This window comes from Cupriavidus sp. PB-02 (genome assembly GCF_058252315.1).
The window spans coordinates 2,104,960-2,131,161 of the sequence record NZ_CM177694.1 but is presented as its reverse complement, the minus strand read 5'-3'; the positions used below and the strand labels follow the sequence as shown (position 1 = coordinate 2,131,161).

Below are 26,202 nucleotides of genomic sequence, written 5' to 3'. Positions count from 1 at the left end.
TTTAGCTCCCTGTTATTGGACGGCTTGATATTGGACTGCATAAGCACGCGCCGGACCGGCGGCAGTCAGGCGCGCATTGGTTGCGGCCCATGCTCGAAAGCTGGGCCGTTCTCCATGCGGCTGGCCAGGAAGGCGGTGATCTTCGCCGGCGGCAGCGGATGGCTGAAGTAGTAGCCCTGCACTTCGTCGCAGCCTTCGCTGCGCAGGAATTCGAGTTGCGCCTCCTTCTCCACGCCTTCGGCGACGACTTCCAGGCCGAGCCGGTGGCCGAGTCCGATCACCGCGCTGGTAATCTGCGTGTCGCTGCGGCTTTCCGGTATGTAGCGGACGAAGCTGCTGTCGATCTTGACCGTATCGATCGGAAAGCGGCTCAGGTAGGCAAGCGAGGAGTAGCCGGTGCCGAAGTCGTCGATAGCCAGTCGAACGCCCGTGCGCTTCAGGCGCGAGAGCCAGCTGGAAGCCTGTTCGGCATCGCGCATGACCATGCTCTCGGTGAGTTCAAGCTCCAGCAGGTTGCCAGGCAGGCCGGCTTGCCGCAGGGCATCGATGATGGTCAGCCTGAGCGACTTGTCGGCGAACTGCCGAGCCGAAAGATTGACTGAAACACGCACCGGCGGCAGCCCCTGGGCGAGCCATGCGGCATTCTGGCGGCACGCTTCGCGCAGGGCCCACGCGCCTATCTCGACAATGGCGCCGCTCTGCTCCGCGAAGGGAATGAAATCTCCGGGCATGACCATGCCGAGTTCCGGGTGGCGCCAGCGGATCAGTGCCTCGACCGCCGTGCACGCTCCCGACGCGAGCGCAATGCGCGGCTGGTAGTAGAGGATGAATTCGTCCTGCTCGAGCGCGCGGTGCAGGTGAGACTCCATGTCGATGCGCCGCTGCAGGGATGCGCTCATGCCGCGGCAGTAGAACTGGTAGCCGTTCTTGCCGAGCTGCTTGGCACCGTACATGGCCAGGTCGGCATGCTTGAGCAGGGTCTGCCAATCGTTGCCGTCCTCGGGGAAGGAACTGATGCCGATGCTTGCCGTCATCCGCAGTTCCGATTCATTGACGACGAAGCCGGGCGCGAGCGCAGCCTGGATCTTCGCAATGATCCGGCCCAGGATCGTCGAGTCGCCCTTGGGGTCCAGCAGCACGACGAATTCGTCGCCACCGAAGCGGGTGATCAGTTCCACGCCGTCCAGGCTCTCGCGCAACCGGTCGGCCATCTCGCGCAGCACGGTGTCGCCGGCATTGTGGCCGATCGTGTCGTTCACGACCTTGAATTCATCCAGGTCGACAAAAATGACATGCAAGGCCTGGGCGCTGGCGCGGGCACGGTTCAGCGCCTTCTCGAACTCGGCCTTGAACATCAGCCGGTTGGGCAGGCCGGTAAGGGCATCGTGATTGGCGATGAAGCGCAGGTCCTCCTCGGCCTGGCGCCTCAGCAGGAAGTGCCCGGTCTGATTGGCAATACCGCTCGCCATCGCGAGCGCGTGCGTATCAGCGCTGCGCTTGCCACGGGAATAGAGTTCGACCACGCCGAGCGTCACGTGGCCCCTGCTCAGCGGGAACGCGAACACCGTCCGGATGCCGCCCGCGTCGAGCCATCCCGCTTGCGCGTGCCGGGCCATCGCGTTCCGGTTTGCATACCATTGTGGCGCCTGCAAGAGCACAGCACCGGCCGGCCATGCGGGGCGCTCAGCGAGCCAGGGCTCCAGCGCCTTGACGCGTGCCAGGTAGACCGGCGGCAGCTTCAGTCCCTGGCTGTCGTCATTCGGCCAGAAGGCACCTGCCTCCCAGTCCATGCCGCCGAGCAACGTGTGGACAATCTCCTCCAGCACCTCGATTTCGCTGGTGGCGGTGGCCAGGTGCAGGGCAATCTGGTGTTCCTGCGCCCTGGCCTGCTCGGCAGACTTGCGCTGGCTGATGTCCTGCGCGGTTCCCCGCAGCACGGCGCTGTCCGCAAGCCCATGCGCGTGGCCAATCAGGTGCAGCCAGCCCCGGCGTCCGCGCTGCGACCGGTAGGGGCACTCGAACTCGAACGGCTGGCGATCCTGCAAGGCTGCCCGCATCCTTTCCCGCAGCACGGCGCGATGGCCGGCGTCGATCGCCTGGAACAACACGTCAGGAGTCGGTTTGTCGCCGCGCCAGCCTAGCAGGTGCGCCATTTCCCGGGAAAAGTGCGCGATGTCCTTGCCCAGATCGATGCGCCAGTCGCCCAGGTGGGCAATCTGCTGCGCCTCGGCGAGCGCCGCCTGGCTCTCGCGCAGGCTGTGCGTCATCTGGTCGGCCACGGCGACGGCGCGCGCCCGCGAACTCGACAACGCGTAGGCCAGCCAGCCCAGCAGCACGCTGATGATCAGGCCGGAAATCACCACCAGCGTCGGCAGGTAGCGCTGGGGACCACCGATTGCCCCGGCATCGGCGGCGAATTCGATCACCCAGCGCCGCCCGCCGAAATCCCGCACCGCGCTCTTGACCAGGTCATGCTGGCCCGCGCCCGTCTGGTCGTCCGCCAGTGCCGGCGCGCCATGCGCGGCACTGGCGTGGACGGCGCTGCCGCCTGCGCCCCGGCTGCGTCCCCGGGCGACCAGTCCGGTCACACTGTCATAGAGCAGGTTGGCGGCCGAGGGGGGAGCCGGCGCCTGTGCGAAGTCTCCGGCGTCATGCACGCGGAACCGGATCCGGCGCAGATTCTCGTTGCTGACCAGGTCTTTCAGCAGATCGTCCACCCGGATCCCCGCACCGACCGATCCGACATAGGCGCGTCGGCGCGCTTCCACGGTGTCCAGGTCCGGCACCTTGCGGTACACCGGCAGGCGCAGGGCGATGCCCACATGCGGGTTCTTTGCCTCGCTGAAGATCAGGCGGCCGCTGCTGACCGACTGCCCGGTATCGCGCGCCCGTTCGAGCGCGGCCAGGCGGCGTGGCTCGGCGCCCATGTCGATACCGATCGACGCCAGGTTGATGTCGAGCGGCTCGACATAGGTCAGCACGAAGTGGCCGGGCCGCTGTCCCGGGGGGCGGACGCTGAACGTCACGCCTGCCTCGCGCAGGATCGGATCGCTCCGCTGCCGGGCGACAAAGGCGTCGATCTCGGCCGCCGGCACATAGGGCGCGTAGTTCAGCGTCTGGAAACCGGGATAGCGCTGCGGCAGGTTCAGCCCGCTGACGAAATCGCGAAACTCACCCCGCGAGACATGGTCGCTGGCGCCGAACAGCGCCTGCATGGTCACCAGTACGTCGGTATAAAGCCGGATCCGTGTATCGATCTGCTGGATGACGTCGCCGGTATCGTTCTCAAAACGCAGGCGGATATCCTCTTCCAGCAGATTGGTGCAGAACACATAGACGACGGCCGTCGTCAGCACGCCAAGCAGCAAGGTGCCCGCCGTGATGGTGCGCGACCCAAGGCGTCCAAGCGGGCGCAGCATGCGCGCAAGCGTCTGGCGCAAGATTGTTTCCCCCGGATGTCGATGGCGGCCATGCGGCTGAGCGGCGGCCGCCCTCGACTGATGCGAAAAATGCACTTATTGGCCGTCGTTGCTCTTCGAAACTGGCCGTTTTATATGTCTTAACAATCTATAGCAACCGGGGGATGACGGGCGCTAATTATCGCGGCGCAAACACCCAACTTAAGTGGGGTGTCAATTTGAAGGCGGCCGGCGCCCGCAGCCTCCCCGCCAGAGTGCTCGCCGACCTCCGGCAAGACGCTCACTGAATTCGCGTACGCGTGGAACGACAGGATGAAGCTGACCGTGACACCTGTCGTCGAGGATCTGGCACTTGCCGCGGTTTTCGAGGCCGGCGGAATGACGTCCTGAGCGGCCGGAACGGGCTCATGGTGAATAACGGGCGCGTTACCTGCTACGGCTTCCGCCAGTACGCCTGCGCTGCCGGGAAAGGTGTGGTTCTGCGGGAAAGATCGCCTACCATGCGGTTACTCTGCTCGGGCGAAGCGTCGTTGGCGTCATAGTCACCGACCCGGGGCTGGTGCCGCCAATGCTCATCAGCGTGTTCATGGACAAGATGGTCGGCTTCGTCAATCCTTCTACTACCGACCGGCATCTATTGATCCAAATATCCAAATGAACACGCAAGACAGTACACACCGTCCATTGCCAGCGATTCACACGCGCGAGAACGGCAAGCTGGTCTCGGCGCGCGAAGCCGTGCGCCTGATCCGGGATGGCGATACCGTGGCGACGGGCGGCTTCGTCGGCATCGGCTTCGCGGAAGAGATTGCCATGGCCGTCGAGGAGATCTGCCTGTCGCACGACGACGACACGCCCGTCAGCCTGTCGAAGCCCGGCAACCTGACCCTGGTCTATGCCGCCGGTCAGGGAGACGGCAAGGAGCGGGGCCTGAACCATTTCGCGTTGCCCGGCCTGGTGAAGCGCGTGATCGGCGGGCACTGGGGGCTGGTACCGAAGCTCCAGCAGCTCGCGGTCGGCAACCAGATCGAAGCCTACAACCTGCCGCAGGGCGTGATCACCCACCTGTTCCGCGATATCGCGGCCGGCAAGCCGGGCCACCTGTCGCGGGTCGGACTGGGCACTTTCGTCGATCCGCGTTTTGGCGGCGGCAAGCTGAACGAACGCACTACCGAGGACCTGGTCGAGCTGATGCAAATCGGCGGCCAGGACTATCTGTTCTACAAGGCCTTCCCCATCAACGTCGCCATCGTGCGCGGCACCACGGCCGATCCGGACGGCAACATCACCATGGAGCGCGAGGCGCTGACGCTGGAAGCCCTTGCCATCGCCATGGCCGCGCACAACTGCGGCGGGATGGTGATCGTGCAGGTGGAGCGCATCGCCGAACGCGGCTCGCTCAATCCCCGCCAGGTCAAGATTCCCGGCGTGCTGGTGGACTGCGTGGTGCTGGCGCAACCGGAGAACCACTTGCAGACCTTTGCCACGCCGTACAATCCGGCGTTCTCGGGCGAGGTCCGCGTCCCGGCGAGCAGCGTGGCGCCGATGGCGATGAGCGAACGCAAGGTGATCGCCCGGCGCGCCGCGATGGAACTCCAGCCCAACAGCGTGGTGAATCTCGGCATCGGCATGCCCGAGGGCATCGCCAGCGTCGCCAACGAGGAACGGATCCTCGACCTCGTGACGCTCTCGACCGAGCCGGGCGTGATCGGCGGCATCCCTGCCGGCGGGCTGAACTTCGGCGCGGCGACCAACCCCGACGCGATCATCGACCAGCCCTACCAGTTCGATTTCTACGACGGCGGCGGGCTCGACATCGCCTTCCTCGGCCTGGCGCAGGCCGATCGCATGGGCAACCTGAATGTCTCCCGGTTCGGGCCACGGCTGGCGGGTGCCGGCGGCTTTATCAACATCAGCCAGAATGCGAAGAAGGCCGTGTTCGTCGGCACCTTCATGGCGGGCGGCGGCGAGTTCTCGGTGACCGACGGCAAGCTCCATATCCACCGCGACGGCACGGCCAGGAAATTCGTCCAGGAAGTGGAGCATCGCACCTTCTCCGGGCCGTACGCGGCCGCGTCGCAGAAGCCCGTGCTCTATATCACGGAGCGCTGCGTGTTCGAACTGGGCGCGCAGGGCATGGAACTCATCGAGATTGCGCCCGGCGTCGACCTGGAGCGCGACATTCTCGCCAAGATGGACTTCGTCCCGATCGTGCGCTCGCCGGTGCTGATGGACGAACGGATCTTCCGCCCCGAGCCGATGGGACTGCGTGCCGACGTGCTGCGCCTGCCGCTGGAGGCGCGCTTCAACTACGACGAAGAGAAGAACATCCTGTTCCTGAATTTCGAGCAGCTCGAAGTGAAGCGCCAGGAAGACGTCGAGGCGATCCGCAAGGAGGTCATCCGGATCTGCGAGCCGTTGGGCCACAGGGTCTACACCGTGGTCAACTACGAGGGCTTCGTGCTCGACCGGAGCGTGGAAGATGCCTATGTCGAGATGATCTCGGACATGGTGGCACGCTACTACATCGGCGTGACCCGCTTTACCACCAGCGCCTTCATGCGCGCCAAGCTCGGCGACACGCTCGCCCGGTGCGGCCTCGCGCCCTATGTCTACGAGACCGAGGCAGAAGCGAAAGCGAGCCTGCGGGACCAGCCCCGCAGCGACTAGGCTGGCTGCGCCACGGGCGCTTGCTGCGTGCAGGCTGGCCTGCAGGCTCCAGTCGACGCGGCCTCGTTACCGCGTTCTTCAGGACGTCAGGCCTTTGGCGCGGAGCCAACTCAGCCACGCCTGGTCTTCGATCTCGTACGAGCCTCGCGACTCCTTCCATACGATCTCGCGCTCACGAAGGGTGTCAATCGCATTTTGCACCGTCCCGGCGCTGACGCTCACATGCTCCGGCACAAGGGCCTTGTACGCGGACATGGCGCTCTCTCCGAAGGGAGAGAACTGGCCATCCTTGCCGGCCATGACACGCACCACCGCCTGCTGAAGTGGCGACAGCGAGGTGAAGTCGCTTTCGACGTCATGCCACAAGCGCTCCTGGACGAGCGTCGCGTCATCCTTGAGCCGGGTACTGAGGTTTGGCGATTCGTTCGCCAGTGCGATCGTGCCAATCAGGTGGCGAAGCATCTCCGGGCGGTGCCCGACCATCACGAAGGCTTCGTAGACGGCCTCCGGCTCAAGCTGATTGCCCGCGGCGAGCGCCCGGTTCACGCTCTTGGTAAACTCGTCGGTAAAGTTTCGATCAAGCAGCGGGAACGGCGTCACCTGGGAGCCGTAGAACGGCATGCGCGAATTCATGACCAGGTGCGCGAGTTTGTCCCGGCTTGAGCCGGTGAAGACCAGCATGAGGTCCGGGGCCTTGCCCGAAACGTTCATCGCGTCGCGCGCCGCCTTCAGGCCGAACATCGCCTCCACGCCCTTCTCTGTGGTCAGGGCATGCTGCGCTTCATCAACGATCAGGAGAACCGGTTTCCGGGCGCCCTTGCGCAGCGCCTCAAGGGCCTGCGTGAGCGAGACGCCCGCTGGCAATCCCGTAGCGGTGAGGTCCAACCCGAGGGTGCCCATGACCGTGATCTTGGTGAGGCCGACAGCCTTTGCGGCTTTGCTCACGACACCGTCGTGATCGGCAATCTTGTGCTTGATGGCGTCGGCGATCAGCTCGCCCGGATCGTGCGCCTTGTTCGACCACAAATCGACGTACACGGTGACCCAGCCGCGCTGCCCGGCGGCCGGCGTGAGGTCCTCGCGCAGGAACGTGGACTTCCCTACCCGGCGCGGCGCCGCGAGGAACAGGCCCGAGCGGGCATCCTGGATTCCCTCCCCGGCCAAGGCTGCGCAGAAGCTTGCCGCCAACACGGGGCGGCGAAAGGTGTAACGTTCGGAGGCGGCGGACGGCTCGGACATAGTGACTTCCGGGTGCGATTATCAGCATTTATCCTATCTTGATAAATTACCCTTTGCAAATAAATAAGGATAAATGCCTGATAAGGCACATCACGGCACTCCAGCAAGCTGGCCCTACCGCTGCTATTGCGGAAACAGCGCCATCTGGCCAGATAACAGCGTCTCGAAATCGTCGTCCAGGAACGGCAGGATCGCATCGGCAATCGGCTGGAGCTGCCTGGTGACGTAATGGCTGTAGTCGATCGGCGCCGATCGGGTTTCGAGTGGCTCCGGCCCTGCCACCGTCATCACATAGCTGATCCAGCCGCCGTGCTGATACTGGCGCGGGCGCCCCTGGCGCTCGTTATAGGCATCGGCGATGCGGGCGGCGCGGACGTGCGGCGGCACGTTGCGCTGGTATTCATCGAGTTTGCGGCGCAGCCGCTTGCGGAAAACCAGTTGCTCGTCGAGCTCGCCGGCCAGCGTGCGACGCACGATGTCCCTCACATAATCTTCGTACGGCTCGCGGTTGAAGATTTTCTCGTAGAGGGTCTGCTGGAACCGCTGGGCAAGCGGCGACCAGTCTGTGCGCACCGTCTCGAGACCCTTGAACACCATCTCGACCTTCCCATCAGGCCGTTCGACCTGACCGGCATAGCGCTTCTTGCTGCCGAGGTCCGTGCCGCGGATCGTCGGCATCAGGAAGCGCCGAAAGTGGGTTTCGAACTGGAGTTCGAGCGCGCTTCCCAGGCCATAAGCCTGCCAGAGGTGGTCGCGCCACCAGTCCGTGACGTACGCGACGAGGCTGCGGCCGATCTGGTCCGCATCGGCTTCCGTCCGGGCGCGGCGCAGCCAGACGAACGTGGAATCCGTGTCGCCATAGATCACCTCGTAGCCGCGGGCCTCGATCAGCGCCCGGGTCTGCCGCATGATCTCGTGCCCGCGCATTGTGATCGACGACGCCAGTCGCGGATCGAAAAACCGGCAACCGCTGGACCCGAGCACGCCGTAGAACGCGTTCATGATGATCTTGAGCGCTTGAGCGAGCGGCTTGTTCCGGTCACGCTTGGCGGCCTCACGTCCTTGCCAGACCTTGGCGACGATCGCCGGCAGGCAGTGCTTCGTCCTGGAAAACCGGGCACCGCGGAAGCCAGGCACCGAATCGGCATCGTCGGGATGCGCCAGGCCCTCGACCAGGCCGATCGGGTCGATCAGAAAGGTACGGATGATCGACGGATAGAGGCTCTTGTAGTCCAGCACGAGCACCGATTCGTACAGCCCCGGCCGCGAATCCATGACGAAGCCGCCAGGGCTGGCCTCCGGTGCCTTTTCGCCGAGGTTGGGCGCGACATAACCCTGGCGGTGCATCAGCGGCATGTAGAGATGCGTGAAGGCAGCCACCGAACCGCCGCTGCGGTCGGCCGGCAGGCCCGTGACCGTGGCACGCTCCAGCAGGAATGGCAACAGCTCGGTTTTCTCGAAAATCCGCGTCACCAGTTCGCAATCGCGCAGGTTATAGCGGGCCAACGCCAGCTTGTCCTGCTCGAACAGGCGGTCGATGGCGTCCATGCGGTCGTACGGGTTGTCGATCGCCTTGCCTTCGCCGAGCAGCGTCTGGGCCACCGATTCGAGGCTGAACGACGGGAAGCTCCACGTGGCGGAACGCAGCGCCTCGATGCCGTCGATGATCAACCGGCCTGGTGCGCTGGCGAAATAGTGCTGCTGGGCGTTGTGCTCGCGCCATTCCATTTCGGCACCGCCCCGGCCGAGGCGCAGCGGAATCTGGAACTGGCGTGCATGCTCGTGCAATACGCGCAGGTCGAACTGGATCAGGTTCCAGCCAATGATCGCGTCGGGGTCGTGATCGGCCAGCCACTGGTTCAACTTTTCCAGCAACCCGGGCCGTGTTGCGCAGTATTCGAGCGAGAAATCGACGTCGACGGGCGTCTGCGGCGCCTGGCCCAACATGTAGACCTGGCGCTGGCCGCAGCCCTCGAGCGCAATCGAATAGAGTTCGCCGAACGCGTTGGTTTCAATATCGAGCGAGACCAGACGTAGCGTGGGACGGTAGTCCACCGCGGGCTTCATCTGGGCATTGCGCAGCACGCCGCTGGCATCCGGCTCACCGTCGAACCAGACCGGGGCGGTGATGAAGCGCTCCATCAGGTAGCGCTCGGGCGGACGGATATCGGCTTCGTAGACATCCACGCCGGCATCGCGCAGAGAGCGGCCGAGCTGGATCAGTTGCCGATGCTGCTGGCAGTACAGGCCCAGTACGGGCCTGCGCTGGAAATCCTGAAGCTTGAGCGGGCGCAGCTCGACATCGCGCTCGTGGCGCAGCAGCGCCTCGGCACGCTCACGCTGTGCTTCGGGAATAAATGCAATGGACGGCTGGCAGGACAGGCGCAGCCGGCGCGGCCCGTCATCGGTAGCCAGCCAGACCTCGACCTCGGTGCCAGCCGGCGTATCGCGCCAGTGTCGGGTCAGGATGAAACCCCGCTGAAGTGCCACGCTATAAACCTTGGAGAACCGCTTGTGGTCGATTTTAGCGGAGATGGGGGTGATCGGGACTGGTCCGGACGATAGTCCGGTTTAGGCGCGGCGAGATACGTCTGTTTCAGGGATGCCCTTGGAAACGTGGCGCGCCGCGCGCAGTGCCTGGCCGCTTTTTTTGCGACGGAGGCAAGGCGAGTGTTGAGCTGATGCAGAGACAAGTCTGCCGCCAGCGGGATCACTGATATCTCGGATCCAGTTCCTTTAAGGGTGGTTTGTAGCCGCCAAGATCGATCGGAAGCTTGCCGGGCCACCCTAAATCCGGGGGCAACCACGCTTGCCAACGCGGCCACCCGGTAGGTTCGCCGACCCTGATTTGGCCAATGCCCCCAACGATCGCGTGGGCGGCGCCCCGCTCCAATGGATCTTCGCGGCACAGGTCCGCGACTTTCAGCTTGCTCATGATGGTCTCCTGAAGGTTCATGGCGAGCGCCGCGAGTGCGGTGCTCATGCCCTGTTCAGCAGGGAGCATGCCATCCGTCGCAGGAGCATGCTGGGGCACCAGCATTGGCGGATTGACCTCTTCTGTCTGGTCCGGACCAACACCGGGAAGCGGATGGCGTTGGCTAGTTGCCGACTCGCCTATGCCGCGGTGGTCGACGCTTCGTCAGAAAGCCGTCACTTAAGGGATCACTTATAGGTGGGCAAAGAATCGCTGAATTTACCTTAAGTGGGCAGGCGGATATCTTTGGGCGGAACACCACGCAGAGGCTTCGGCACACGCGTCAGCAAGCCTTATCAGACATTCAAAAGATAGCGGAGACCCCCAACCCTGGTAGCCGGGATGGGCGGAAGAAGAAATGACGATGAGACCACGATGACTAAGCCCACCAATATCGGACGTCGGCAGTTCCTCAAGATTCTTGGCGTCGGGTCTGTTGCCGCCTCGGCCTCGGCCTTGGGCATGGGTACCGCTTGGGCACAGGCTCCGGCCGGCGTGCGCCCCTACAAGCTGCTGCGTGCGAAAGAGACGCGAAACAATTGCACCTATTGCTCGGTCGGGTGCGGCCTCCTGATGTATTCGCTGGGTGACGGCGCCAGGAACGCGAAACCCCGCATCTTCCACATCGAGGGTGATCCCGATCACCCGGTCAGCCGTGGTTCGCTCTGTCCCAAGGGCGCGGGGCTGCTGGACATCGTCCATTCGAAAAACCGGTTGCTGTACCCGGAATACCGCGCGCCGGGGTCGAGGGAGTGGGTGCGCATCAGTTGGGACGATGCGACGAAGCGCATCGCCCGCCTGCTGAAGGACGACCGCGACAAGAACTTCATCGCGCGCAACGAGAAGGGCCAGTTGGTGAACCGCTGGCTGAGTTCGGGCATGCTCGCCTCGTCGGCGGCCTCCAACGAAACCGGGGTTCTCGACTTCAAGTTCGCCCGCTCCCTGGGCATGCTGGGTCTGGACTGCCAGGCTCGCCTGTGTCACGGGCCAACGGTTTCGGCGCTGGGGCCGTCCTTCGGCCGCGGCGCGATGACGAACCACTGGGTGGACATCAAGAACGCCAATGTCGTCGTCGTCATGGGCGGCAACCCGGCCGAGGCCCATCCGGTCGGCTTCAAATGGGTGATCGAGGCCAAGATCAAGAACAAGGCCAAGGTCATCGTCATCGATCCGCGCTTCAACCGCACAGCTGCGGTTGCCGATATCTTCTCGCCGATCCGGGCGGGGTCGGACGCGGCCTTCCTGATGGGCATGGTCAACTGGCTTCTGCAGAACGACAAGATCCAGCACGACTATGTGCGCGCTTACACCAACGCGTCCCTGATCGTGCGCGAGGATTTCGGATTCGACGAAGGGCTGTTCTCGGGTTTCAATCCCGAGAAACACGCCTACGACAAATCCTCCTGGACCTATGAACTCGACCAGGTGGGGAACGCGAAACGCGATCCCTCGATGCGCCACCCGCGCTGCGTGCTGAGCCTGCTGAAAAAGCACGTCTCACGCTACACGCCCGAGAAGGTCGAGGAGACGACCGGCGTCAGGAAGGCCGACTTCCTGCAGATCGCCGAGATCGTCGGCTCGTGTTCGGCGAAGGACAAGACGCTGACCTGGCTTTACGCGCTCGGCTGGACGCACCACACCGGTGGCGCGCAGATCATCCGCGGCGCGGCGATGATCCAGCTGCTGCTGGGCAATATCGGCATGTCCGGGGGCGGCGTGAATGCGCTGCGCGGACATTCCAACATCCAAGGCTATACCGACCTTGGTCTTCTGTCGGTGCGGCTGCCGGGCTACATGGACCTGCCCACCGACAGGCAGCAGACGCTGAAGCAATTCCTGGCCGATGCCACGCCGAAAGCCGTGGTGCCCGATCAGGTGAACTACTGGAAGAACCTGCCCAAGTTCTTCGTCTCACTGCAGAAGAACCTGTTCGGCGAACATGCCACGGCGGAAAACAACTGGGCCTTTGACCTGCTGCCGAAATGGGATCGCAGCTACGACATGCTGGCTTATTTCGACCTGATGTACGAGGGCAAGGTCAACGGCTATGTCGTCCAGGGGTTCAACCCGCTGGCGGCGATGCCTGACAAGAACAAGTCCTCGGCCGCGCTGTCGAAACTCAAGTTCCTCGTGGTCATCGACCCGCTGGTGACCGAGACCTCGAACTTCTGGCGCAACGAGGGCAAGTTCAACGACGTCAAGACCGAAGAGATCATGACCGAGGTCTTCCGGCTGCCGTCGAGCTGCTTTGCCGAGGAAGACGGGACCGTCGTGAATTCGGGCCGTTGGCTGCAATGGCACTACGCGGGCCAGCAGCCGCCGGGCGAGGCGCGGCATGATCCGGCCATCCTCGGCGGCATCATGATGGAGCTGCGGCGGCTTTACGAAAAGGATGGCGGCGCCTGCCCTGAACAGGTGTTGCACATGACCTGGGACGAGAAGACCTATCACGATCCCTGCAGCCCCCATCCCGAGGAAATGGCCAAGGAAGCCAACGGCTACGCGTTGGCAGACGTGTTCGACGAGACCGGGAAAAAGATCCTGCGCAAGGGCCAGCTTCTGGATTCGTTCGCGCAGCTGCGCGACGACGGCACGACCTCAAGCTACTGCTGGATCTTCACCGGATCCTGGACCGAGGCGGGCAACCAGATGGCCAGGCGCGACAACACCGACACCGGCCTCGGCAACACGCCGGGCTGGGCCTGGTCCTGGCCTGCGAACCGCCGCATCCTCTATAACCGCGCCTCGATGGACGAGATGGGGAACCCCTGGGACCCCAAGCGCCAGATCCTGCATTGGAACGGCGAAAAATGGGTGGGCGCGGACGTGCCCGACTTTCCGCTCACTGCGGCGCCCGGCACACCCGTCGGACCCTTCATCATGCTGCCCGAAGGCGTGGGGCGCCTGTTCTCGGTCGGCGGCATGAACGACGGCCCCTTCCCCGAGCATTACGAGCCGGTCGAGAGCCCGATCGCAAACAACCCGCTGCACGAAAAGGTAAACCACAACCCGACCGCCCGCATCTTCCAGAACGATGCGCAGCGGATGGGCAACCGCACCGAGTTCCCCTATGTCGCCACGACCTATTCGGTGACGGAACTGTTCCGCCACTGGACCAAGCACTCGCATCTGAACGCCATGCTTCAGCCCGAGCAATTCGTCGAGATCGGCGAGAAGCTGGCCTCGGACAAAGGCATCGCCCATGGCGACACGGTGAAGATCACGACGAAGCGCGGCCATATCACTGCCAAGGCCGTGGTGACCAAGCGCATGCGCACGCTTCAGGTGGCCGGGCAGGCGGTCGAGCAGATCGGAATCCCCTGCCATTGGGGCTTCGAGGGGGCGACCCGCAAAGGCTATCTCGCCAACACGCTTGCGCCGGGCGTCGGCGACGCCAATTCGCAAACCCCGGAATTCAAGGCATTCCTCGTGAACATTGAAAAAATGGCGGGAGCACAAGCATGAACTCGCAGAACATCATCCGTCGCTCGGCCTCGTCCGAGCTGACACCCGCCCCTCGAATCCGCGACCATCAGATGGAAGTGGCCAAGCTGATCGACGTGTCGACCTGCATCGGCTGCAAGGCGTGCCAGGTCGCCTGCAACGAATGGAACGACCTGCGCGGCGACGTGGAAGAGAATGTCGGCGTCTATGACAATCCGCGCGATCTGTCGCCCAACACCTGGACCCTGATGCGCTTCACCGAGCATGAGGACCAGGCGGGCAAGCTGGAATGGCTGATCCGCAAGGACGGCTGCATGCATTGCGAGGATCCTGGCTGCCTGAAAGCCTGCCCGGCGCCCGGCGCCATCGTGCAATATGCGAACGGCATCGTCGACTTCCAGTCCGACCTGTGCATCGGCTGCGGCTATTGCGTCGCGGGCTGCCCCTTCGACGTGCCGCGCATTTCCAAGAAGGACAACAAGGCCTACAAGTGCACGCTCTGCTCGGACCGCGTCTCGGTCGGGCAGGAGCCTGCCTGCGTCAAGACCTGCCCGACCGGCGCCATCGCCTTCGGCTCGAAGGCTGAGATGCAATCCCTCGCCGCCGAGCGGGTGGCCGAGTTGAACGAGCGCGGCTATGCCAGGGCCGGCCTGTATGACCCGGCGGGGGTCGGCGGCACCCACGTGATGTATGTGCTGCAACATGCCGACGACCCGAAGCGTTACGCAGGCTTGCCGAAGGACCCGGAGATCAGCACGCTCGTCTCGGGCTGGAAGGATGGTTTGCAACCCGTCGCCGCTTTCGCCGGCGCGGCGGCGGTCGTGGGCATGGCGGCGCATTTCATGGCGGTCGGCCCCAACACCACCGAAACCGTCGATCACGACGATCACGACGCCCCGACTGACGGCGCGGCATAAGCAGAGACCGGAAATGGCGACCAGGAACGAGATGATATTGCGCACGAAATTCGCCGATCGGCTGTGTCACTGGGCGATCGTGTTCTGCTTCTTCCTCGCGGCGGTTTCGGGAATTTCGTGGTTCTTCCCGACGGTGAGTTGGATGAGCGGCTTCCTTGGCACGCCGCAGATGGCGCGGGTGCTCCACCCCTTCCTCGGCATCGCGGTTTTCGCCGGGCTTTGCTACATGTTCGTGCGCTTCGTGGGCTACAACCTGCCCGCGCGCACCGACGCGATCTGGTTCCGCCGCGCCAAGGAAGTGCTCCTGAACAAGCATGGCGGCGAACCGCTGCAGATCGGCAAGTACAACGCCGGCCAGAAGGTGCTGTTCTGGCTCATCATGGCTTCGATACTGGCCCTGCTGATATCCGGGTTGATCATGTGGCGCGCCTATTTCGCCGAGTATTTCCCCATTCCCATGCTCCGTCTGGCGATCCTAGCCCATTCCGTCGCGGGGATCGGGTTGATCCTGCTGATCGTGGGTCACATCTATCTGGCGATCTGGGTCCGTGGCTCGATCACGGGCATGGTTACGGGCTACGTCTCGCGCGCTTGGGCCAGGCAGCACCATGACCGCTGGTATGGCGAGTTGAAAACGCAAGCTGCGAAAGCGGCGAAAGCGGCGGAAGCCAAGGAGCACGGGGCATGAGCCAGCATCCGACGACGCGGGGGGCGCTGCCATCGGACGAGGCATCGCGGCATTTCGCACCGCTGATCCAGCCAGACCTTGCCGGGCTTTACAGCCGCCGGGCCGCGCGCCTGCGCGCGCTGGCCGAAGGGCACGATCTTGCCGATTACCTGCGTTTGGCCGCCCGCGTGGCCGAGGTGCAGGCGTCCCTTCTGCCAGAGGCCAGTGGGTCCGGGCAGATAGACGCCAGAGCCATCCCGCAGGAGGGGCATTGGGGTTCCCTGCTTGATCGGTTGATTGAGCGGCTTGCGCACGATGTTCCCGCCCCGGTCGCCCCGCATCTTGCGGCGCTGCGCGACCTCCCTGCGGATGAGCGCCTTGCCGCCGCCCAGGCGCTGGCCGAGGGCCGTTTTGACGTGGTTCCGGCGGCAATCGCGCCCTTCCTTTGGGCTGCGCTCTCGCTGCAATGTGCCAGCGCCGCGCGGGCGGCGCCCGTGCCCGGCAGCGGCCCGGCCGAGCACGCGTCTTGCCCGGTCTGCGGCACTGCCCCCGTGGCAAGCCTGATCCTGATCGGGGATCGCCAGGGCATGCGCTATCTGCATTGCGCGCTGTGCGAGAGCGAGTGGCACATGGTGCGGGCGAAATGCACCAACTGTGGCGCGGCCTCGGACCTTGACTATCTCAGCTTCGACACCGCCGAAGCCACGGTGCGCGCCGAAAGCTGCGGCGTGTGCCACGGTTATCTGAAGGTCATCTCACTGGAACGCGACCCGCAAGCCGAGGCCGTGGCCGATGACCTTGCCACCCTGACCCTGGACGATGCCGTGACGGCGGAGGGCTATCAACGTACCGGGTTTAATCCCTTCGCTCTGCCGGGATGAGGCGCTGCCCGCTTTGACCCGTGCCTGTTGAATGCCATCCCACTAGTCCACGGATGTCGGCCCGTAGCCAGTGACAACTGCTTGCCGTCGCTGATCGCCCGGGATGGTGTGCAGCGAGCACGCCGTTGCAGCGTGCCCGGCTTGCTGGCGCTTACTCGACTGCGATGCCTTTCTCGCGGATCACCTTGCCCCACTTGGCATAGTCCTGCTGGATGCGCTGGCCCATCTGCGCCGGCGCCTGGAAGTTGGCAATGGCACCGGCCTTCAGCAACTTGTCCTGGACATCCTTGTCGGCCAGGATCTTGCCGACTTCGCCGGCGACGCGGTCCACCACCTCTTTGGGTGTGCCCGGCGGCGCCAGCAGGCCGCCCCAGGAAACGGCGTCGTAGCCCTTGAATCCTTGCTCGGCAATGGTCTTGACGTCGGGCAGCATGCTGACGCGCTGCGGCGAGCCGACGGCGATGGCACGCAGCTTGCCTGCCTGGATGTGCGGCAGCGCGGCGACGAGGTCAGCGTACATGATGGGGACCTGGCCACCGATGGTGTCGCTGATCGCGGGCACGCCGCCCTTGTAAGGCACATGCTGCATCTCGAAGCCGCCCATCTGCTTGAGCAGTTCCATGCTCAGGTGGCCGAAGCTGCCCGCGCCGGAGCTGGTGTAGTTGAGCTTGCCCGGCTGGGCCTTGGCCTGTGCGATCAGCTTGGGCAAGTCCGTCACGTTGGGCAGCAGCGTCGGGTTGACCACCACCACGATCGGCAGGTCATAGACGGTGGCGACGGGCGTGAAGTCCTTGGTCGTGTCGTAGCCCGCCTTCTTGTACAGGTACGGCGCCAGCAGCGTGGGCGTGGCCAGCATCATCAGCGTGTAGCCGTCGGGCGCGCTCTTGGCCACCTGGGCGGCAGCGATGGAACCCGATGCACCGGCGCGGTTCTCCACCACCACCGGCTGCTTGAGGCGCTCGGCCAGCTTCTGGCCGACGATGCGCGACGCCGTATCCGTAGGCCCACCCGGCGGGAACGGCACGACAAGCTTGATCGGCTTGCTGGGCCAGGATTGCGCGAAAGCGCTGCCGACCAGCAGCGGCACTGCGGCCAGGGCCAGAATGGCACGACGCCGGGAGTGGACCATACGGGTGAAATTTCGAGTGCGCACGTTTGTTGTTCCAGGTTGAATCAGTGCAAGGGAACCCAAGCCCCCCTTGCCGGGCGGGGTTGCGCGGACGTCCATATGTGTCCGCGCGGCGCGAATGCTCAGGCCTGCTGCGGTGCCTCGGGCAGCGTCAGCACGCCGCGGGCCTGCAGTTCCTGCAGCTGGTCATCGCTCATCTGCAGCAGGTTCTGCAGTACCGCCCGCGTGCCCTCGCCCAGCGTCGGCGGCGCGTTGCGGATCGGCAGGCGCTGGCCATCCAGGCGGTAAGGCGGCGCGAACACATGCGTGCTGCCTGCTACGGGATGGGGCATCTCGCGCAGCAGGCCGCCCTCGCGGGTCCGCTCGCTGGTCAATGCCTCGTGCAGTCCCGCCACCTTGCCGCAGGGAATGCCGCAGGCCGTCATGCGCTCGAGCAGCAGGTCGCGCGCAAAGCCGCGGATCAGGCCCGTAATCAACGGGGTCAACGTCTCGCGGTTCCTGGCGCGCTCCACATTGGTGGCATAGCGGGGGTCCTCGACGATGTCCGGACGCTCGATGACCTGGCGGCAGAACTTGTCGAACTGGCTGTTGTTGCCCACGGCGATGATCAGCGGGCCATCGGCGCCCTCGAACATGCCATAGGGCACGATGGACGGATGGGCATTGCCATAGCGTGCGGGGTCGCGCCCGAGCAGCATGGCGTCCAGGCCGTAATAGCCGGTGACCATCAGCCCGCAGTCGTACAGCGCCATCTCGATCAGCTGGCCCTTGCCCTTGCGCTCGCGGCGGAACAAGGCAGCCAGCACGGCCTGTGCGGCGTACATGCCGGTCATCAGGTCCACCACCGCCACGCCGAACTTCAGCGGCGGCGTGTCGGCTTCGCCGTTGAGCGCCATGAGTCCGGCCTCTCCCTGGATCACCAGGTCGTAGCCGGGACGCTTGGCCTCGGGGCCGCTGCTGTTGTAGCCGGACACCGCGCAGTAGATCAGGTCGGGCTTGATCGCCTTGAGCTGTTCGTAGCCAAGGCCCAGCTTCTCGGCCCCGCCGGTCTTGAAATTGTGGATGACCACGTCGAACTGCGGCAGCAGGTCGTAGACAATCTGCACGCCTTCCTTGCTCTGCAGATCCAGCGTGATGGACCGCTTGTTGCGGTTCATGCTGTTGTAGTAGGTCGTCTCGGTCTTGCCGATGCGCATGCCCCAGTCGCGCGTGTCGTCGCCGCGGCCGGGGTGTTCCACCTTGACCACCTCAGCCCCGAAATCGGCCAGGACCTGGCCACACAGCGGTCCCGCAAATACACGCGACAGGTCGAGTACGCGCACGCCCTCAAGCGGGAAGTCGATGCCTTGGGATTGGTCGGGCGTCTGCATTATCTGTCTCCTTGGGCTGTTTCGAGGCACGGGCCGTCTCTGGAAAATCGTAGCCTATGTCGGGCTGGCGCCACGCGATGGCGGTAGGGTTGCCGCAGCGCAGCACCCTGGGTGCGGCGTGCCGGATTCGCGAATGTCGGCACCGGAAGCTGCCTCGGGCGTAGGTTGGTCCCCAGCGCGGTCAGCCCAGCATTCTTGCTTGGATAAATACGCTATACAATCCCCATTCACATTGACAAAATGTTCAATAAAATTTGACAGCGAGTCCCGGGCGCCAGTCGAGGCGCGGTGCGCCCAGGCATTCAACGCCACACCGGCCAGCCGTAGCCATTGACCAGGTTAACGTCGATATTAGACGTGTGCGTCACCTTGCCCTGCTTTTCGGAGGCTGCCAGCCTCGTCGATCATCGGGTAGATGCAGTGCTCCAGGATCTCCTGGCCTGATACCTTGCGGCTGGCAGGCGCGCTGCTCCAGATGCCCGCTACTCCAGGACCAGGCCACTGGTCCTGATCACGGCGGCCCATTTGCGCACTTCCGCATCGATGAACTGCGCAAAGGCGGGGCTGTCTCCCGGCTCGGGCTGCAGACCCAGCGCCGCCAGCTTGTTGCGGACGTCGGCGCCGGCCAGCACGGCGCTGGCGTCGTGGTTGAGCTGGCGCACGATGGCGGCGGGCGTGCCGGCCGGTGCCATCAGGCCGAACCAGCCGTAGCCGGTCACACCGGGATAGCCCTGCCCGGCGAAGGTGGGCGCATCCGGATAGACCGGCGTGCGCTGCTCCGACGCCACCGCAAGCACCCGCAACTGGCCCGCCTTGATAAAGGGCAGCGCCGACGTGATGGCGGTAAGCGTGGCGTCCACGCGGCCGGCGAGCAACTCGGTGTAGGCCGTCGCGTCGCCGCGGTAATGCACGTTCAGGGCCTTGAACTTCGCCTGTACGGCGAACAGTTCCGCCGTGAGATGTGGCCCCGAGCCCGCCCCCGGCGAGGCAAAGGTGACACCCTCCGCCTTCGCCCGCGCCATCCGCACGAAATCCGCCACCGAGCGTACCGGGGAATCCGCCTTGACGATCAGGAAGACCGGGCCGATCACGCGCGGGCCCACCGCAACGAAATCCTTGTGGATGTCGTATTGCTGCGGCAGGCCCGCCGCCGTGTTGATGGCAAGCGGCGCCGCGGCCCACAGCAGGGTATAGCCGTCGGGGGCGGCACGCGCCAGCGTTTCGTTGGCGACGCGGGTGCCGGCGCCCGGCTTGTTCTCGACCACGAACGGCTGGCCGTACTTGCGGCTCAGCGCTTCTGCCAGCAGACGGGCCGAGGTGTCGTTGGAACCGCCGGGGCCATAAGGGGAAATCACCCGCACGGTCCGACCCGGGTACCCCTGAGCCCGCGCGGCCAGCGGCACAAGGGCAGGTGCCGCGGCCAGCAACAGAAGGCCCGGCACACGTCCGAGCATGGCCCTGCGTGACATCGTGTTGGCTGCAGTCATCATGCCTCCGCGGCGTGGATGCTCGGATAGGAGAAGGTTTTGCCCAGATGCGCCTCGCCTGGCACGTAGAGCCGCAAGGCCACGTAGAAGGGGCCGGCGGGCGCGGGCAGCCAGTTGCCGTGGCGCCCCGGATCGCGCGGCGGCGCGGCGCCCAGATACAGGCGCAGGCTGCCGTCCGGCTCATGGCGCAGGCTCGGCGAACGGTCGCCCAGCGAATAGCGGCCGATCGGGTTATCCACCAGCATGCAGTCGCCCTTGTCGTACATGGTCAGGGACCAGAACGCGCCCGCTTCGGGCAGCTGGCCGGACGGAAACACCAGCTCGTGCGGCTGGCGACCGTCGAGTGGACGGCCCTGCGCGTCACAGTCGGCGACGATGTACATGGCCTCTTCCATGCCCAGCGCGCCGATATAGTTGCGCGCCACCTGCGCCCGCTCGGCATAGCGCGACCCGAACGAAGCCCCGATCTCGACCGGCAGCGTCCAGCCCCCACCCAGTTCGGAAGGCATCGGCCTGGCCAGCTCGGCGAGGACCTGCTCCAATGCACCGGCTAGATGCTCCACCTGCGATGCGTCCAGCGGCGTGCCCGCGCACGCTGCGCCAAGGCCGAGCGCGGCAAAGTCCTGCACGGTCGCTGCCTCGGCGGCTGGCGGCGGATTCTCGCGCAACGCGCGGTTCACCACTTCAGCGTAGCGCTGCACGTGCTCCAGCGACGCCCCCAGCTCCTCGCCCGGCTGCATGCCCACGTCGCAGGCGCGTACGGCATCGCCCCCGTCCGGCAGCGTCAGCCGGATGCGGTCCTGCAACGCGTGCACCGCGGGCAGGTCGTCCGGGCCATCCACCAGCAGCCGGCCCAGCAGCCACACCGCATGGGTCGGGCAGGCAATGGCAGTGGCGCCAGGCGGCAGCTCGCCCTGCCAGTCCGGGCCATGCAACAGGTAGCGTCCGGCTTGCGTGCCGGTGGTACGGCTGCCGATATACCCAAAGGGGTTGGTGTAGAAATCGAGCAGGCCGAGCACGTAGTAGCGGCCGGCGCTGTCCGGCACCTCAAGCAGCAGCGGTCCCTGCGACAGGTCGAGCCAGGCATTGCTGTAGAGCGTGTCGTTGTTGGGCGTGACCACCTGCCGGTGCTGCGGCCCGAGCAGCTGGCGCGTGTGGATGAAATGATTGACCCAGCGCAGGGTGCCATCGGGCCGCTCGTCGGCAAAGGCTCCTTCGCGCCGGCGGCGCGGACAGGTGGCGGCGCGCATGCGCGCCATCTCGTAAAGCGGCAGGGTGTACAGCACGGCATCGCGGGCCAGAGCGAGGCTGCGGGAATCGGCTTGGGATCGGGTCATCGGGCTCGCCCTCAGGAAACGCGGCGCACGGCCGGGATGCGGTACTGCCCCTCGATGAAGGTAGGCGCGGGGTGGTACAGGCGCAGGATCAGGTAGAACGGGCCCGCGGGTGCCGGCAGCCAGTTCTCGGGCTGGGCCGGCCGCCGGTGGGAAATGGGAATGACCAGGCCACCATCGGGCTCCATGCTCAGGCCAGGCGTGCGATCGCCCACCGCGTAGCGGCCGATCTCGTTGGCGCTGAAGAAGCGGTCTTCGCCGTACAGGGAGACCGACCAGAAGGCCTGCGCGGGCGGCAGCATGCCGGGAGGGAAGCGCAGCTCGTACGCGTGCGCGCCGTTCAGCGGCTCGCCGTCGGCATCGAAGTCCGCCATCGCATAGATGGCCTCGTCGGCACGCAGCGCGCCGAGGCCCTTCATCGCGGTGCAGGCGCGCTGCAGCCAGTCGTCGCCATAGACGCCCAGCTTCAGGCTGTAGCCCCAGCTTTTGCGGCCCTGGCTGCGCGTATGCGCCTCGATCAGCTGCATGGCCTGGCGATAGGCATTTTCCAGGCCGGCGCGGATATCCGGGCGCAGGGATGCGACCTCCACCTCGTCTTCCGGTTTCAAACCCGCCTTGCGCAGCAGCGTGAAGGCGCCCAGTTCCCGTTCGGCGGGCGGGAATTCGCGCAGCGCGTTGAACAGGTTCTGGAAGAAGTCCAGGCCGTCGTTGCCGGTCTCGTGCCAGGCACTGACGCAGCGCGGCAGCGCCCTGCCCGGCGCGTCGAGCGCAAAGCCACGCTCGAAGGCATGGACCGCGCCCAGGTCATCCGGGCCCTGCACCAGCACTCGGCCCAGCAGCCAGACCAGCGAGGTCGGACAGGTCACCACGTGGGTGCCGGCGGCCGTCTGGCCGGGACCGACCAGTGTCACTGTGCCGCCTTCGGCCGGCACATTGCGCGGCCCCAGGTTTTCGAAGTTGTTCGTGTGCGCGTCGAGCAATTCCACCACGTAGTACCGGTCACGCTGCGGCAGCGGTGGCACGCGCAGGGTGACCGGCCCGTCCGCCAGGTTCACCCAGCCGCAGAAATAGAGCAGGTCGTTGGCGGGCGTGACGATGTCGCGATCTTCATGCGTCCATTGGCGCTCGCTCGCCGACAGCGTATTGACCGGCGCCCGGCCATAGCCCGTGGCTTCGCTGACGGCGGTCTGCAAGCGGCAGGTGCGCAGTGTTTCGAGCAGCGGATAGCCGTAGATCACGAGCGGCACCGCGGCGGCGGCTACCAGCGCTTCCTGGCTGGAGCTGTAGACGGGGGCAGCGAAAAATTCTGGCGCGGGATGGTTCATGCAGGGCTCCGGGAATGGGAAGGCAGCGAAATCAGGGAAAGCTGGCAGGCGTAGCGGTTCATTCCTGCGCCGCTCCGCTCGACTTGACCAGCGCGGCCCAGGCGGCCACGTCGGCGCGCATTTGCGCGGCGAAGGCGCCGCGCGGCTGGGGGGCATAGCGCATGCCGAGCGCATCGGCCTGCGCCTTGATGGCAGGGTCGCGCATGGCGGCGACCGTGGCGCGCTCGAGCTTGTCGACGATGTCAGGCGGCGTCCGCGCGGGCGCGAACAGGGCGAACCAGCTGTCCACGCCGAACGCCACGCCGGCTTCCTTGAACGTCGGCACGTCGGGCAATGCGGGTGAGCGCTCGGAGCCGCTGACGGCCAGCGCCCTCACCTTTCCGCCGCGGATCAGCGGCAGCGTGCCGGCCAGGTCGGACATGGCCACCGGCAGCGTGCCGCCCATCACGTCGGTCAGCATCGGGCTGACGCCCTTGTACGGAATGTGACGCAGGTGGACGCCGCTGGACACGTTGAGACTCTCCCCGGCCAGGTGCCCGCCCGAGCCGTTGCCCCAGGAGCCGTAGGTCAGATCCGCGCCGGGACGCTTCGCCGCAGCAATCAGCGCTGGCAGGTCGCGGCCGGCGAAGGCAGGACCGGCGACAAGCACATTGCCGCCATAGAAGAGGCGGCTGACGGGCACGAAGTCGCGCAACGGGACATAAGGCAGCTTCGGGAAGATCGCCGGCGCAATCGCATGCGTGGCGGAAATCCCCAGCACCAGGGTGTAGCCGTCCGGCGCGGCGCGCGCGACCTGGGCTGAACCAATGGTGCCGGTGGCACCAGCCACGTTGTCCACCACCACGGTCGTCCCCAGTTCCTTCGACAGGCCGGCGGCCAGCAGCCTGCCGACCACGTCGGTGCCGCCGCCCGGCGGGAACGGTACGACCAGGCGAATCGGCTTGTCGGGATACGGACCGGCGTGCGCGGCCGGCGGGACCGCGCACAGCGCCGTCACGGCGAGCGCGCCCAGTCCACGCAGCGCCATGCGCCGCGCCGGCAAGTGCGTCTGCAATTGCATGCTTGTCTCCTGTCTTGATTGGTGTACTGCGTCTTGCCGCGGTGGCGGTGCCCGTCTGTGCAGGCATCCTGTCCACCGCGCAGCACTGCGTAACTACGGGGCGCTGATACCGGCCGGGCGGAGCGTGACGACCGCGTCGGCGGCCACCAGCCCCTGCGTGGTGACGATGAAGGGATTGATTTCAAGCGTGTCCAGCCGCGGTCCCAGGTTCGCGGCCAGCTGCGACACGCTGGCCAGCACCTGCGCGGCGGCGTCCAGGTCCAACGCCGGATTTCCACGATGCCCTTGGCATAGCGCGGCGACCCGGCTTTCGGCCAGCATGGCGCGGGCCCGTTCACGCGTCAGCGGCGCCAGCCCGCAGGCGGTCTGGCGGAAGATCTCGACGGCCGTGCCGCCGATGCCCACCAGTGCCACCAGCCCGAACACCGGGTCGCGGCGCACGCCCACCATCACCTCGCCCCAGCCGCGCACCATGCGGGCCACCAGAACGCCTTCGAAAGGCACCGGGGCGCCGTTTTCCGCGCGCGCACGTGCCACGGCCCCTTCCATCCGGGCAAAAGCGTCTCGCACCGCCTGCGCGTCAGCCAGGTTGAGGGCCACGCCGCCCACATCGCTCTTGTGCAGGATCTCGCGCGAGCACAGCTTGACCGCCACGGGATAGCCAAGGCGTTCGGCGATTCGCACCGCCTCATTCGCGTCCTGGGCCAGTCCGTGCGGGGCCACTGGCACCTCGACGTCCGCGAGCAGCCGCATGGCCTCATGTTCGGAAAGCGCCGTGGCACCAGGCGGGAGATCGCGCAACAGGTCTGCGTTCAGGAAAGATGGCGGCAGCTGTGGCGTCTTGGCTCCGCTGGCGCCTTCCATGGCCGCTGCGCGCGCCAGCGTGGCTGTGGCTTCCACCGCATGGGCTGGCTCCCGGAACACCAGGCAACCGCGGGCCTCCAGCCATGCGCGTTTATCGTCATCGACGATGCCTGCCAGCAGTAGCGGCGCAGCCTTCGGATCTTCGCTCAGCGTGGCCACAGTCTGCTGCAGCTCCGGCCAGAGCCGCGGGGCATTGGCGCCCCCGGCCAGGAATGCGGCAACGCAGCCGTAGGCGCCGCTTCGCGCCACGCCCGCGATAGCGTCCATGAAGACGCGCGGCTGGGCCACCACCTGCCCCGTCACGTCGATCGGGTTGGCGGTGCTGGCGAACGGGATGGCCGTTTGTAATGCCTCGGCTTCCGCTTCCGGCATGGGCGGCAGCGGCAGACCCAGTTCTTCGGCGCGATCAGCCATCATGATGCCCACGCCACCGGAGACAGTGACGACCGCGAGCGGTGTGACGGCACTGGCATCGAGGCCGTCCGGACAATGCCAGAGCGCGGGCCGCCGCCCTCTGGACAACACATAGCCCAGCCGAAAGAACGCCTCCAGCGTATGGGCCCGGTGCACGCCGTAGGCGTCGAACACCGCCTGGTACACCGCATCTTCCCCGGTCAGGCTGGCCGTGTGCGACTGCGCCGAGCGCGCCCCGGCGGCCGTGGTCCCGACCTTGGTGATCACGACCGGCTTGCCGGCCGCACGCGCGGCGTCCAGCGCCTGGCGCAGGCGCGCGCCGTCGCGGCAGCCTTCGATGTAGGCGAGGATCACGCGCGTGTTCGGGTCATTGGCCAGCCATGCGATCACGTCGGCCACCTGCAACCCGGCCTCGTTGCCGGTGGTGACCCAGTGGCTCAGGCCCAGGCCCGCTTCGCGCGCCAGGGCGTATGCATAGGCCCCGAAGGCGCCGCTCTGGCTGACCAGGCCCACTTCGCCGACCGGCGGCACGCCGCTGAGCGGGATCGGCGAGAACGTGGCGAACATGCGCTCGCGCAGGTTCATCGCGCCCAGGCAGTTGGGCCCAAGCAGCGTCACGCCGGCCTCCTGCGCGCTCCGGGCCAGCATGTCCTGCATGCGCACGCCCGCCTCCCCCGCCTCGGCGAAGCCCGAGGTGAAGACCACCGCTGCCCGCGTGCCGTTGCCGGCCAGCTGCGCCATCACGTCCTGGCTGGCGCTGGCCGGTACCGCCACGATAGCCAGATCCACGGGTTCGCCGATGTCTGACAGCGAACCGTAGGCGCGCAGGCCCTGTACTTCGCCAGCGGACGGGTTGACCGGATAGAGGCGCCCCTCGTAGCCGAGTTCGCGCAGCAGCCGGATGGGCATGCCGCCCACTTTGTCCGGCTGGGTGGAAGCACCGACCACCGCGATCGAACGCGGGTACAGCAGGGAATTCAGGTCAACCATGTGGAAGTCTCCGGGTCC

The 26,202-nt window shown here is 65.9% G+C and carries 16 protein-coding genes; 5 read left to right on the top strand and 11 right to left on the bottom strand.

Going from position 1 to position 26,202, the window contains the following annotated elements:
• Nucleotides 1–65: 65 nt before the first annotated feature.
• Nucleotides 66–3,440 carry a bifunctional diguanylate cyclase/phosphodiesterase gene (locus tag AC10V3_RS10070; RefSeq protein ID WP_454751958.1) on the bottom strand — a complete coding sequence of 1,125 codons (3,375 nt, stop codon included), beginning with the start codon at nucleotides 3,438–3,440 and terminating at the stop codon, nucleotides 66–68.
• 633 nt (nucleotides 3,441–4,073) lie between these two features.
• On the opposite strand from AC10V3_RS10070, the gene AC10V3_RS10065 reads away from it, so the two are divergent.
• Entirely contained in the window at nucleotides 4,074–6,089 is a 2,016-nt protein-coding gene (locus tag AC10V3_RS10065) for an acyl CoA:acetate/3-ketoacid CoA transferase (protein ID WP_490923621.1), read from the top strand.
• Between the two features lie 78 nt (nucleotides 6,090–6,167).
• Here AC10V3_RS10065 and AC10V3_RS10060 read toward each other — a convergent pair whose 3' ends face one another.
• The 3 genes from AC10V3_RS10060 to AC10V3_RS10050 form a co-directional block, all read right to left on the bottom strand.
• Nucleotides 6,168–7,328, bottom strand: a complete 1,161-nt coding sequence (locus AC10V3_RS10060; RefSeq protein WP_022535100.1) for a hypothetical protein — start codon at nucleotides 7,326–7,328, stop codon at nucleotides 6,168–6,170.
• A gap of 123 nt (nucleotides 7,329–7,451) precedes the next feature.
• Nucleotides 7,452–9,818, bottom strand: coding sequence for a DNA polymerase II (locus AC10V3_RS10055; protein WP_454751956.1), 2,367 nt, complete (start codon nucleotides 9,816–9,818; stop codon nucleotides 7,452–7,454).
• A gap of 220 nt (nucleotides 9,819–10,038) precedes the next feature.
• Nucleotides 10,039–10,311 (bottom strand): hypothetical protein, encoded by a 273-nt coding sequence (locus tag AC10V3_RS10050; protein ID WP_349607230.1) that lies wholly within the window; start codon nucleotides 10,309–10,311, stop codon nucleotides 10,039–10,041.
• A 366-nt stretch (nucleotides 10,312–10,677) separates the two neighbouring features.
• Here AC10V3_RS10050 and fdnG point away from each other — a divergent pair, with 366 nt between their 5' ends.
• The 4 genes from fdnG to fdhE are packed head-to-tail and all read left to right on the top strand — an operon-like array spanning nucleotide 10,678 to nucleotide 16,211.
• Nucleotides 10,678–13,767: a formate dehydrogenase-N subunit alpha gene (gene fdnG, locus AC10V3_RS10045; RefSeq protein WP_022535097.1), complete on the top strand. Its 3,090-nt coding sequence runs from the start codon at nucleotides 10,678–10,680 to the stop codon at nucleotides 13,765–13,767.
• Nucleotides 13,764–14,663: a formate dehydrogenase subunit beta gene (gene fdxH / locus AC10V3_RS10040; RefSeq protein ID WP_022535096.1), complete on the top strand. Its 900-nt coding sequence runs from the start codon at nucleotides 13,764–13,766 to the stop codon at nucleotides 14,661–14,663. The genes fdnG and fdxH overlap by 4 nt, the downstream gene beginning before the upstream one ends.
• Nucleotides 14,664–14,676: 13 nt before the next feature.
• The gene (locus AC10V3_RS10035; RefSeq protein ID WP_022535095.1) at nucleotides 14,677–15,351 is read left to right on the top strand and encodes a formate dehydrogenase subunit gamma; all 675 of its coding nucleotides are present in this window, start codon (nucleotides 14,677–14,679) and stop codon (nucleotides 15,349–15,351) included.
• Complete coding sequence (gene fdhE, locus AC10V3_RS10030; RefSeq protein ID WP_349607232.1) at nucleotides 15,348–16,211, top strand: formate dehydrogenase accessory protein FdhE; 864 nt, start codon at nucleotides 15,348–15,350, stop codon at nucleotides 16,209–16,211. The genes AC10V3_RS10035 and fdhE overlap by 4 nt, the downstream gene beginning before the upstream one ends.
• A gap of 151 nt (nucleotides 16,212–16,362) precedes the next feature.
• Here the strand turns inward: fdhE and AC10V3_RS10025 are convergent, their stop codons facing one another.
• From AC10V3_RS10025 to AC10V3_RS09995, 7 genes are all read right to left on the bottom strand, one after another.
• Complete coding sequence (locus tag AC10V3_RS10025) at nucleotides 16,363–17,340, bottom strand: Bug family tripartite tricarboxylate transporter substrate binding protein (protein WP_022535093.1); 978 nt, start codon at nucleotides 17,338–17,340, stop codon at nucleotides 16,363–16,365.
• A gap of 122 nt (nucleotides 17,341–17,462) precedes the next feature.
• Nucleotides 17,463–18,710, bottom strand: a complete 1,248-nt coding sequence (locus AC10V3_RS10020) for a CaiB/BaiF CoA transferase family protein (RefSeq protein ID WP_022535092.1) — start codon at nucleotides 18,708–18,710, stop codon at nucleotides 17,463–17,465.
• A gap of 482 nt (nucleotides 18,711–19,192) precedes the next feature.
• Nucleotides 19,193–20,179, bottom strand: a complete 987-nt coding sequence (locus AC10V3_RS10015; protein ID WP_041681444.1) for a Bug family tripartite tricarboxylate transporter substrate binding protein — start codon at nucleotides 20,177–20,179, stop codon at nucleotides 19,193–19,195.
• 17 nt (nucleotides 20,180–20,196) lie between these two features.
• Nucleotides 20,197–21,534 carry a DUF1254 domain-containing protein gene (locus tag AC10V3_RS10010; protein WP_490923618.1) on the bottom strand — a complete coding sequence of 446 codons (1,338 nt, stop codon included), beginning with the start codon at nucleotides 21,532–21,534 and terminating at the stop codon, nucleotides 20,197–20,199.
• Between the two features lie 11 nt (nucleotides 21,535–21,545).
• A complete protein-coding gene (locus tag AC10V3_RS10005) occupies nucleotides 21,546–22,856 on the bottom strand; it encodes a DUF1254 domain-containing protein (RefSeq protein ID WP_349607234.1) in 1,311 nt (436 codons plus the stop codon).
• A 58-nt stretch (nucleotides 22,857–22,914) separates the two neighbouring features.
• Nucleotides 22,915–23,916, bottom strand: a complete 1,002-nt coding sequence (locus AC10V3_RS10000; protein ID WP_490923616.1) for a Bug family tripartite tricarboxylate transporter substrate binding protein — start codon at nucleotides 23,914–23,916, stop codon at nucleotides 22,915–22,917.
• Nucleotides 23,917–24,009: 93 nt separating this feature from the next.
• A complete protein-coding gene (locus AC10V3_RS09995; protein WP_022535087.1) occupies nucleotides 24,010–26,184 on the bottom strand; it encodes an acetate--CoA ligase family protein in 2,175 nt (724 codons plus the stop codon).
• Nucleotides 26,185–26,202: the final 18 nt, after the last annotated feature.